The 11,796-nt window shown below is 44.4% G+C and carries 8 protein-coding genes; 4 read left to right on the forward strand and 4 right to left on the reverse strand.

Annotated elements, in window-relative coordinates; all coding sequences use genetic code 11:
- Positions 1–166: 166 nt before the first annotated feature.
- Positions 167–1,342, forward strand: a complete 1,176-nt coding sequence (locus tag BMX79_RS03500) for an ROK family transcriptional regulator (RefSeq protein WP_091479160.1) — start codon at positions 167–169, stop codon at positions 1,340–1,342.
- A 714-nt stretch (positions 1,343–2,056) separates the two neighbouring features.
- Here the strand turns inward: BMX79_RS03500 and BMX79_RS03505 are convergent.
- Positions 2,057–3,676, reverse strand: a complete 1,620-nt coding sequence (locus BMX79_RS03505; protein ID WP_091479162.1) for a mannitol dehydrogenase family protein — start codon at positions 3,674–3,676, stop codon at positions 2,057–2,059.
- A 22-nt stretch (positions 3,677–3,698) separates the two neighbouring features.
- Complete coding sequence (locus tag BMX79_RS03510) at positions 3,699–7,112, reverse strand: DUF4982 domain-containing protein (RefSeq protein WP_091479165.1); 3,414 nt, start codon at positions 7,110–7,112, stop codon at positions 3,699–3,701.
- 231 nt (positions 7,113–7,343) lie between these two features.
- Here BMX79_RS03510 and BMX79_RS03515 point away from each other — a divergent pair, with 231 nt between their 5' ends.
- Both BMX79_RS03515 and BMX79_RS03520 read left to right on the forward strand, forming a co-directional pair.
- Positions 7,344–7,823, forward strand: coding sequence for a YaiI/YqxD family protein (locus BMX79_RS03515; protein ID WP_091479167.1), 480 nt, complete (start codon positions 7,344–7,346; stop codon positions 7,821–7,823).
- A complete protein-coding gene (locus BMX79_RS03520) occupies positions 7,798–8,661 on the forward strand; it encodes a DUF72 domain-containing protein (protein ID WP_256212649.1) in 864 nt (287 codons plus the stop codon). Before BMX79_RS03515 ends, BMX79_RS03520 begins: the two co-directional genes overlap by 26 nt.
- Before the next feature lie 247 nt (positions 8,662–8,908).
- Here BMX79_RS03520 and BMX79_RS03525 read toward each other — a convergent pair whose 3' ends face one another.
- Both BMX79_RS03525 and BMX79_RS03530 read right to left on the reverse strand, forming a co-directional pair.
- The gene (locus BMX79_RS03525) at positions 8,909–9,592 is read right to left on the reverse strand and encodes a VanZ family protein (protein WP_143059409.1); all 684 of its coding nucleotides are present in this window, start codon (positions 9,590–9,592) and stop codon (positions 8,909–8,911) included.
- 45 nt (positions 9,593–9,637) lie between these two features.
- Positions 9,638–10,582 (reverse strand): aminopeptidase, encoded by a 945-nt coding sequence (locus tag BMX79_RS03530; protein WP_218025356.1) that lies wholly within the window; start codon positions 10,580–10,582, stop codon positions 9,638–9,640.
- Positions 10,583–10,740: 158 nt separating this feature from the next.
- Between BMX79_RS03530 and BMX79_RS03535 the strand changes: the two genes are divergently transcribed.
- Positions 10,741–11,772, forward strand: a complete 1,032-nt coding sequence (locus BMX79_RS03535) for a zinc-binding alcohol dehydrogenase family protein (protein WP_091479169.1) — start codon at positions 10,741–10,743, stop codon at positions 11,770–11,772.
- Positions 11,773–11,796: the final 24 nt, after the last annotated feature.

The raw sequence follows: 11,796 nt of genomic DNA on the forward strand, positions 1-11,796 counted from the left end.
AATTAACTAACTTCTGTAATAACTATAGCGAAACTTGATTTTGATGTCAAGCGCTTCCAGATAGTTTTTTGATTTTATGACCAAACATTGTCAATCACTTAACTCATTCGCATATAAAACCTTGATATAGAAGGATTACACGTAAATATAGAAACGAGGAACAGTCATGTTTAGGATAAAAAGTTCAATAAGAGAGAATAACAGTATACTGGTACTTTCAGAGATCATTAACCGGCCGGAAATTTCCCGCGCGATGATCTCTGAACTAACTGGTTTGAACAAGGCAACGGTATCTGAAATCGTAAGGCGTCTCATCGATGACAATTATGTCATTGAGATCGGTCCTGGTAAAAGTACGTCTTCAGGCGGTCGGCGCCCTATTCTTCTCACAGTAAATAAAAAAGCCGGTGTATCGATCAGTTTTGATGTCCGTTACGACCGGATCAGTTATCTGATCACATATCTCGATGGTGAAAAGATTGACTACACAACTGAAGGAAAAGAAATGAATAAAGATAATATTGTCGACACGATCGCTTCTGTTGTTGACCACGCAAAAAACACTATGGATGAATGCCCATTCGGCATCATCGGTGTGACCGTATCTATTCACGGTATTGTTTATGACAACAAAATCGAGTTTACTCCTTATTTTGATCTGGATGAAATCGATCTGGTCGCTGAACTGGAAGAACGGATCGATCTCCCTGTTCACATCGAAAATGAAGCGAATCTGTCCGCCCTTGCAGAAGCAGCTTTTGACAATGAGCACAAAAGCATCATTTCCTTCAGCGCACATACCGGAATCGGTGCCGGAATCATACTGGACGGCAAGCTCCATAGAGGTAATAAAGGGCGCAGCGGAGAAGTTGGACACACGGTCCTCTACCCTAATGGAACAAATTGTCCCTGTGGTAATCAGGGCTGTTTAGAGCAGTACTGTTCTACAAAAGCAATCGTACGAAAATATCAGCTGCTTAAAGGCAATCCTTCGCTTACCTTTGAAGATCTTGTTGAGTCTTATCATCAGAAAGACTCATCCACTTTGAACTTGATTCTGCAGTTCGCTAAAGATTTCGGAATCGGTCTGATGAACGTGATCGGGAACTACGATCCGGAAGTCGTCTACATCAATTCTGAAATTCTGGAAGAAATACCCGAGCTGATCAGTCTGCTTCAGCATTACTTGAGCATGACGATCTACAAGAATGTGCCTTTGAAGCAGTCCATTCTGGGAAGAAAAGCCAGTCTATACGGTGCCACAGTCATGAACTTGCAGTCATATCTTCACGTTGATAACGTAGAATTCAGTTTGAATATGGAAAAAGTAATGGAAGTGTGAGCGAAAGTCGTCATGCTTCTCTCACTACATATGTAAGAGGCCGGCTGCTGAGCATCGGCCTCTTCTTTATAGTCTTTTGGTTTGTTCTGGGAGCATTTCTCTGATTAACTATTTCAGAAACTACCCGTCTTAATAACTGAGCAGCTTCGGCAGGTGATATATTTTATTATAAGTGTGTGTAGTGGCAGTTTCGGCCTCTCTGGATGAGCTGATCTGTCACTAGGTTGTGTTTTAATGATACTTCATCACGATGCGACACCCCTAAACTATCGTTAGACAATTTCTAACGACAGTTTATTAATCAGTTTGATTTCAATTTACAGCTAGAGAGCCTCTGGTTATAGTTCTTCTTTCTGATATCAGCACAAACTATAACTACAGCCCTTCTAATAGCATTTTTTCAAGATCTTAAAGAATAAAATGTAACTAGACAGCGTCTAGTTATACCTTATCAGAGAATGAGGGACTCATAGTTCAGATAATACTCGTATAAAGGTAGATCATCTGGTGATTCATTGATTAAAATGAAGCTAGATGATATTTTCAGAGGTATGCTCGTTTCGAGACAGAACAGCATAAGGCGCTTTACTCGATTAGATGAGATGAAATCAGATTAGATTACCTCATAAATTAAGAGTGCCAGTTAGTTACTGACAAAAAAGAACAGCGTACGGGATGAATCTCCCCTCGCTGTTCTTTTGATTTATTCTCTTCTTAGCTTAAAGCGCGTTTCAGGGTATCTCTGACTGCTCCTGGTTTTTCAATAAGCTCAACCAGGTAGTTCACAACTTTGTCAGCCAGTCCCGCTTCATACAGATCGACCGCGAAGATGTCTGATCGACTCAGAATCGGTCTGACGATATCAGCGATCTGGTCTCTGTTATCGTCTCCCAGTTTAATTGTTCCAATGACTGGTGTCAGTTCTTCAAGTAACGGATCCGGGCTTAATTCCATCTGCTCGCCCTTGTCATCCACCTGCATCAGGTAACGCAGCCAGCCTGCAAGGACTAACGGGATGAAAGTCAGTTCGGATACATCTTTATCTTCAGAAGCAAGATAAGATTGAATCGTTTTTCCGTAGCGTATGGACAGCTTCTGTGACGTATCTGTTGCTATACGTTGAGGAGTATCTGGCATAAACGGGTTAGGGAATCTGACATTAATGACTTCATCAATGAAGGCTTCAGGATCAAGGATTTTAGGATCCACAACTACTGGCAATCCTTCCTGGTACCCGATTTTCTCGATCAGTGCAGTCAGTTCGTCATCCTTCATTTCTTCATGAATCGATGTGTGCCCCAATAGACAGCCATAGATTGCCAAAGCTGTATGCAGAGGGTTTAGACAAGTCGTTACTTTCATTGTTTCAGCCTTGTCTACAGTTTCGCGGTCAGTGAAAATGACGCCTGCTTCTTCGAGAGGCGGACGTCCATTAGGAAACGTATCTTCGATGACGAGATATTCCGCTTCTTCCGCATTGACAAAAGGTGCTGTATAGGTATGTCTGGAAGTAATGATTGTCTCTGTGTCTTCAAATCCTTCTTTTTTAAGAATCTCCTGTACATCGCTGTCCGGTCGTGGCGTAATTTTATCGATCATGCTCCAAGGGAAAGCTACTTTAGTAGAATCTCCGACATAGTCCCTGAATCCGTCATCAACCAGTCCTTCTTTAGACCAGACATCAACAAATTCAGTAACGGTCTGCTGCAGCAGCGCACCATTATGAGAGGCATTGTCCATTGAGACTAAAGCAATAGGATCAGCTGACTTCTTGTAGCGTTCGTATAATAAGGCAGTCAGTTTACCCATATAGCTCACTGGCTGTTTTGGACCGTTTTTAAAGTCCTCCTGAACATCCGGCATAACTTCTCCCCGGGCATTCACCAGGCTGTACCCTTTTTCTGTGATAGTAAAACTTACCATCTGTAGAGAAGAAGCCGTAAAGATATCCTTCAGACGGGAGAACTCTTCTTCGTTGCTGCTGTCCATCTTCAGTGATTCGATGACCGACCCGACGACAGTCTTATCAACTGAACCGTCAGCTTTCAATGTGACAAGTAAGCTCAATTCATTAAAGGGTCTGTACGCTTTTTCAATGATTTCATAATCGAAGCCTTCCCCGACAATGATTCCCTTATCCATTTTTCCTTCATTCAGTAAGCGGTGATTCAGCATAGCCGGGAATGCACGGAATATATTGCCTGCTCCCAAGTGCAGCCATACTGGCTCTGCTTTTGTTGCCTCGGTGACAGCTGCCCTCTCATATGCAGGTACAGCATACCCTTTCTCTTCCCACTGTGACTTATTGCTCAACCCTTCATTCGATAACTTCATCTTATTCTCTCCTCATTTTTTATTATGATAATAACTGAAAGCCTTCAAAATCAAACTGACTTCCCGGAAGGAAAACAAAAGTCAGCGTGCCCTCTCCTTCAATCGGGTCCAGATCGAACACTTTATCGGTCACTTCAGTCGTCTCTGTGAACTCAACGACCTGATTCACTGACTCTCCGTCTTCTGATTCAAAACGAACATGGATCGTATTCAAGTCGATAGGCGAATGCCCTCTTAGTCTGATTTGACTGGCCCTTTTATCGCTTAAATCCATGTCTTCGAATACCAGAGACACGTTATTCCCGATATCAGTAACTAGAGAATCAGTTCTGTTAAAGGCATCGCCATATATGTGATCGGCATCCAAAGCTGAGTTGTAACTAAATGCACGGTCGTGCTTCTTAAAGTAGAACCCTTTCAAGTGAACTTTTGCGTGCATGACAAAATATAGTGCTGTAATGCCCTTGAGGCGCTTCTTCAATTTATACGTTTCTTCCTGGTAGACATTCCATTTTGACTCTTTCTGATAGTGAGCATCCAGCAGATGAGTGCTGCCTACTTCCTTAGGATGCCCTTCCCAGATGTCTATGACGTACGCCTCATCGCTTAACGCAAACACAGGAAGTGTAATCGTATCTGAACCGTACCGGCCGAAATCGATCTCATGGTAGCCGACGATCGTCTCTCCCAGTCGACCCGTCGCGACACCTCGCTCATTCCCGTTGGATACATCGCCTTCCGAGTCATCATAGAGAGAACCGGATATTAGAGCATATGGATTCTTGTAGGCTGTTCCTATTCCTTCAACTGTCATGTCAAGTTCCGAGATCAGTCTGATTTTACCTGTTCCATTCTGAGTCGTACACCTTACTCTGAATGTCCCGTCCCCTCTGGCTTCCACTGTTGCCTTGTCTTCATCAGCAATCAGCCGCACATTGCCTGCTTCTACGCCAGCATCGTTTACGACACTCCACTGAATGTCTGAATAAGTCGTGCTCGACGGATGCAGGACAGCCTTTACAGTTACTGATGGACGCTCCGGAGTCAGTTTGCGTCCGCCGTCGCTGATCAGTTCGATTTTCCTGATCGGAATTTCTCTTGTCTGACCTGTATTAACTGGACGCTCTGTGTTCTGTGCCAATACTTCATGCTCAACAGGACCAGAGGCTTCGACTGCAGTCAAGTCCAGCTCTGCTGTCTGAACGCCTTCTGCTTCTGCCTTGATATGAATTGCTCCTGTTTCATCAGTAGCCTGGATTACTGCCATAGCTTTTCCACTGAACAGGCGTCTGGACCGGCCCTTATACTGATCATAATCTGTACTGTCCCCATTGTCGAAACCGACCAGTCGTCCGGCTCCTGTTACTGTAAGCATCACTCGGTCAGTCGCATTGTCAACGGGGTGACCGTCCTCATCTTCGGCCGACACAGCTACAAAAATAAGATCTCTCGCATTAGCTTCAAGAGCTGGTTTGTCTGCTTCAAGTGTGAGTCTGGCTGTATCCTTAAAGGAGTGCCGGCTCTGTTCGAGCACCACATTCCCTTCATGATCATACGCAACCGCCTTCAGTTCTCCTTGTTCATACGATACCTGCCAGGTCGGAGTAATACCTTTGTCCTTGCTGTGATCGATTTCTCTCTCTCCAATTTTCCGGTCATTTAAAAACAGCTCGACTCTCGGGGCATTGGTCGCCACTCTGACATCAATCGTCTGTCCAATGTTGAAGTCCCAGTATGGAAACAGATGAAGCACAGGTTTGTCCTTGAATTCCGTCCAGGCCGACTGATAGATATAGTATGAGTCCTTAGGAAAATTAGCCGTATCGATTTGACCGAAATAGGCATTCTTTGTATGATAAGGGGTCGGTTCACCGATATAGTCGAAGCCGGTCCACACAAATTGTCCCATGGAATAGGGACGGTCCCTCTCACCGGTCAGGATCACCTCAGGAGATTTTGCTCCCCAGCTGGTCGAGCTGTTGCCCAGCGATGAACACTGCTCGTCATCATCAGCCAGTACCGACTGCTGATATGGAAAATGATAGATGCCCCGGCTTTGAACAACGGATCCGGTCTCACTTCCATAAATGACCCAGTCCGGATGTTCTTCGTGGTGATCATCATAATATTTCTCACCATAGTTATACCCTGCGATTTTGACGATATCTGCACACTGCTGAGCATTTTCCCACGGCATGTAATTCGATCCCAGAGTCACACGGGCATTTCCCTTCGGATCAAATGTTTCGACCCAGCTTTTCAGCTGACGGGTCAGCTCTGCGCCCCTCTTATCGGCATGGGTGTCGTATATTTCATTTCCGATAGTCCAGAGCAACAGACTCACATGATTGCGGTCACGGAGCACCCAGCTTCTGACATCTTTATAGGCCCAATCTTTGAAAAATCGTGCGTAATCATAAGTCGTTTTTGACCGTTCCCACATATCGAACGATTCAGACGCAATTAGAAAACCCATGTCATCTGCCAGTTCCATCAGCTCTTTGGCCGGCATGTTGTGTGACGTACGAATCGCATTGACTCCCATGTCTTTAAACAATTTCAGACGATAGCGCATCGCTGCAGGATTAAAGGCGGCTCCTAACGCTCCCAAATCGTGGTGCTCACAGAATCCTTTGATTTTATAATGCCTGCCGTTAAGATATAACCCTTTATCCGGCAGCAATTCGATCGTTTTGAATCCAACCTTCTGACTGCGCTGTTCAATCACTTCATCCGAGCCTTTATATTGAAGAATCGTTTCCAGAGTATATAACTCCGGCTGTTCCGGAGACCATTCCTCTACAGAGAGATCATTTTCCTCCAGCGATAGGGTCCCCGATTCATAAACATCTTCAGACAGTTCACTATGAACCTCTCCATCCCTGACTAGTTTATGTGTCAGTATCAGCGATTCTGACTGATGCCCCTCCCTTACAATATCAGTATCGACTTCAATCGCATATGTGCCATTCTTCTTTGTTGTCGATACATAAATACCATTTGTGGGTATGTATTCCGGACCCCTGGTAATCAGCCAGACATTTCGGTAAATGCCTGCACCGGAGTACCAGCGACTGTTAGGTGCTTCATGCACAACCTTTAATTCTATAAGGTTTGACCCTTCTTCAAGAAAATCCGTTATCTCAAATTCGAACGCAGAATAGCCGTAAGCCCATCGACCTGCTTCTTTTCCGTTAATATAAAGTGTCGAGTTCATGTAGACACCATCAAATCGCAGACTTACATGTCTATGTTCACCGTTATATTCAACTTCATTCCTGTACCAGCCCACACTATTCTGATATAGATCAGCAGTATCCTCAATCAGCCAGTCATGGGGCAGTTCTACCGGCAAAAAGCTCGTCGGTTTAACATGGTCGGTCCCTTCTACTTTCGCAAATGTCCAGCCCTTCATAAAGAGCGATGTCTTGTTCACTTTTATGCCTCTTTTCCTGAATGTTTGTGTTTAAGTTTGTTCGTCATGTTAGTTGACTTAGTAAACAAACCTCATTGACATAAGAGTAGTCTTTTTTGTAAACGATGTCAACACAAAACCAGGTGATTTGACTTTTAGATAGAACGACTTCTAATCCTTTATTCATATGGGGTCGAGCTACCTTTTTCTACAGAGAATATGGTAAACTGATTTTAAAGGAGGCGTTGGTACATGAAAATTTTAGTAGATGCGGATGCATGCCCTAAAAAAGAAACCATTATTGCAGAAGCGCAGAATTATCAGATCGAGGTCCTGCTGGTTTCAAGTATTTCTCACTATTCAACAAAGGAACTTCCCGATGGCATTGAACGCATATGGGTCGATAAAGGCTGTGATCAGGCCGACTTCAAAATCATGAAGCTGGCTTATCCCAATGATATTGTAGTCACTCAGGATTACGGACTGGCCTCCATGCTTCTTCCTAAAAGGTGCAGAGTGCTGCACCACGAAGGCTACGAATATACAGAAAGAATCATTCAGAAACTGGTCGACGGCCGCCATATATCAGCTGCAATGAGACGAAGCAATATGAATAAAAGCCGAGTGAAATCGTTGAACCCATTTGCTGATGAGCAGCAGTACGCATTTGATGACCTTCTGCGCCAGGTGATCGATGAACAGCTCGATGAGACAGAAAGGGTCGAAAACTGACGTGATAACAATTGCTCTGACCGGATGGAGTGATCATGAACTGATCCAACGTGACCGTTCACGAAAACTGGAGGACTATGCCAGTCATTTCCCAGTGGTTGAACTCGACACGAGCTTCTATGCCATTCCTTCCAGAACCAATATTCTGAACTGGATCGATAAGACGCCGGAATCATTCACTTTTTTCCCAAAGGCATTCAATATGATGACATTACATAAACCCTTCCAGCCCGATTTCAGTCGGATGGACGATGTCTTTGATGCCTACCTGGATGCATTCAGTCCTATGATCGAACAGAATCGGATCAAATCTTTTCTTTTTCAGTTCCCACCCTATTTTGACTGTACACGTAAACATGTCAATTACTTGAAGTATGTGCGCAGTCACATGCGCGATCTGCCGGTTGCCGTGGAATTCAGGAATCAGTCCTGGTTTTCCGAGAACAATCAGGAACGGACACTTGAACTACTGAAGCTTCTGGAGTTCTCCAACGTCATTGTTGATCAGCCCCAGACTCCCAATAATAGTGTGCCTAAAGTAATCAGAAGTACCCACTCCAGACTCAGTGTCCTTCGCCTTCACGGCAGAAACTACGAGGGCTGGCTTGGAGAAAATGTCAAGGACTGGCGGGCTGAACGGACGCTTTACAACTATTCGGATGAGGAACTGATGGAATTCAAAGAAATCATTGATCAGTTGTCTAAGCAGTCGATGGAAGTCTGTGTGATTTTCAATAATAATTCTGGTGGTCATGCCGCCCAGAACGCTAAGACACTTCAGAAGCTCTTAAATTTATCCTTCGATTATCTCGGACCACAGCAGCTCGATTTATTTTAGTGGAATCCATTTTAAACAGGATGCTTTGTTAGACATAAATTTTGATTCAACCAACGAGCTTTAAATTGATGCAGTTCCTCGTTTAATGAACTGTTCTATATCCTGAATAAGGAAGCTGTTGATACTCTTCACCCTCAGAATGTAAACAAAAAATCCGGCACCCCCTCTCTCTATATCAGAGACGGGATGCCGGATTTTTTGATAAAGATTATTAGATCTCAGGTCGCTCTGTCCAAACTTCACTAACTCAGTTGGATCTTTTTTTCGTCCTGGTCCTTCTCTTTCTTTTACGCCATTTGAACAAAGCCCTCAGTGTGCTGTAGATGACGATCCCTACCAGAGCCCCAATCGTATCAATGATCACATCCATTACGAGCGGCAGTCTACCAGGCACGAAGTACTGATGCAGTTCATCCGTTATCGCATAAAGAAAAGAGATGACTAGAGAGAGACCGAACGCTCGCCATGGCCTGACATTTGACAATGTAAAAGCATTCATAAGAAAACTGCCAAGAAACAGATACACAAAGAAGTGCGCATATTTTCTAAGGTAGCGATGGATCACCCATCGGTTCATTTCAAATATGCCGAAACGGCTGACTCTTGGACGGACAAAAGTGAACAGGAAATAGGCAATACCTACACTAATGATCAGGAACAGAACAAACAGGACGATTTTAAGACTAAAATGGGAGTCCATCTTTGCCAGCCAGATTAGAAAGATGTGATACACGAAAATGACTGATATAATGCCTACCCACTGCCAGTTCGTTATGATTTCTCCGCCCAGTTCCATCAGCCCGACACTCCATCTGACCGATTCTTCCGCAGGCTGTGATGAGAACCAGAAGATGACACCCATCCAGAACAGGACCATAGCCCAGGAAAAAAACTGAGCTAGTCTTAATTTTGTCTGACTGTTCATACTCATCTGCTCACCCTCGTTTCCTTTCGAGTACTACATAAGTAATTAGATTCATTCGACCATACTGCCTTTTTCCATCATTTTTTTGCCGTCGATCCAGACAGTCGGCTCTTTAACTACACAATCGATATGAACACCAGCTTCAGTGACTCCTCCAAAAGGCTTGTTTGAGCCGAACGCAATATGGATCGTGCCATAAACTTTTTCGTCTTCCAGAACGACTCCTGTAATGCGTGCAGAAGGATTGGTTCCGATTCCGAATTCAGCAATGATCCGTCCATCGGTGTCTCCTAAAATCTCTAGCAGTTCTTCACCCTGTCTGCCTGTAGCATCGATCAGCCGCCCGTTTTCTAAAGTCAATGTCAGTGGCTCTTTCACTTTTCCGATCTGAGCAATGGACCCGTCAACAACAAGCTTGCCATTAGCCGACTGTTCAAGTGGCGCAATAAAAGCTTCACCTGATGGCACATTTCCAGCCTGGCCTTTTTCTCTGAAGACTCCTGTGCTCGGTATCCCTTTTCTCCCAGCAACAGAGAAGCTCAGGACTTCTCCGTCTTTTTCGATGCGTACTTCTTCTGCATTGTCCAACAGCGCCGTATAACGGGCAGTCAGTTCTTCCACGACTTGCGGATCCGCTTCGATCGCTCCTTTTTCAAGCATAGGCAGGGTCACACCCGGCATGGTTCCGATACGTGTACCTTCAGCAGCCGCTTCTTTCTTAGCACGGGTGTGTGTGATACTTGCCGTCGTCACGCACAATGCCACATCTGCGTCTTTCATGGCTTGAGCAACAATGGCCGGCGGCTCTTCACCTGACTTATAATGAGCGGGAAACTGCAGGAATACGGTTTCGTTTCCTTTGATACAGGCTGCTTCATAGAACGGCATTGCTACCTGCTTCATACGGTCATCTGTAATGATAGCGACTTTCTCGTTTTTTTTCAGCGCAAAGTTGTTTTCAAACACCTTTATCGCATTTTCAATATAATTTGTCACGTAAATCAGCTCCTGAACTTTTATGGTGTCTGTTTCTATTCTAACTAAAATCTACGAACATTTAAATCAAAACCATCAGTCAGTCTTATGCAATTTGCTTTGTTAAGACCTTGCTTTAGGTGTAGACTGAATGAAAGAAGAAGAAAGGAAGGAAAAACATGTCACAGAAAATGTACGCATATGGGTTTACTGATCCTCAGAAAGATCAGGATCTGCCAGTTTTTGAAAAGCGGGAATGCCCTGTACCTGAACCACATGGCAGAGAAATCGTGGTCGAGGTCAAAGCGGTCGGGATCAACCCGACAGACCTGGCAACCCGCCGGATGAAAAAGTCGTCAGACGACTCGTTCACTATTCTTGGAAGAGATGTCTCCGGGACAGTCACTTCAATCGGACCAGATGTCACTCTCTTTAAAGAAGGGGATGACGTCTTCTATCCAGGTACCAGTACCGTCCAAGGGGCTCAGGCAGACTATCATAAGATTGACGAACGGATGGTCAGTCTTAAACCGAAAAATCTAAGTTTCGCTGAAGCAGCTGCACTACCACTGACCGCTCTGACCTCTTATGAAGTCATTCATGATCGTCTGAATCTCTTTGATATGAGTGAAGATCCTTCTGAAATCACTCTACTGATCGCTGGAGCAGCAGGTGGAGTCGGCTCGATAGCCACCCAACTGGCTCTGAATTATGGCTTCAAGGTCATCGGTACGGCATCGCGGGAAGAATCGTCAAAATATCTACAGAAGCTTGGAGTCAAGCACGTGATCGACCACACTAAACCTTATCAGAAACAGCTTGATCAACTTGGCATCACAACTGTCGACGCCGTCTTCCTGGCTGCCAAGTCGGATGAAAATATCAAAGAAGCCGCTAAAATCGTCAAGCCTCAAGGACGTATCTGTTCACTTCTTCCATTGTCTGAAACTTTACCACATCCATTTTTTGCTAAAAGTCTGACAATGAGTTTTGAACTGATGTATACCCGATCAGTCTACCAGACTGATGACTGGATCAGACAGCACGAATATTTAACTGAACTGAAAAACCAGGTCGAGCAAGGATTCATCAGTTCTACTTTGTCCAAGCATTTTGATCGAATGAATGAGGACACATTAAAAGAAGCTTATACTTTACTCCAGTCGGAACACACTATAGGGAAAATCGTTCTTGAACACAGTCGCTCCTAGTCTGCAGGAACGTTGAATTCAAAA

Origin of the sequence: Alkalibacterium pelagium (assembly GCF_900109325.1) — a bacterium.
In the GTDB taxonomy this organism is placed as follows: Bacteria; Bacillota; Bacilli; order Lactobacillales; family Carnobacteriaceae_A; genus Alkalibacterium; species Alkalibacterium pelagium.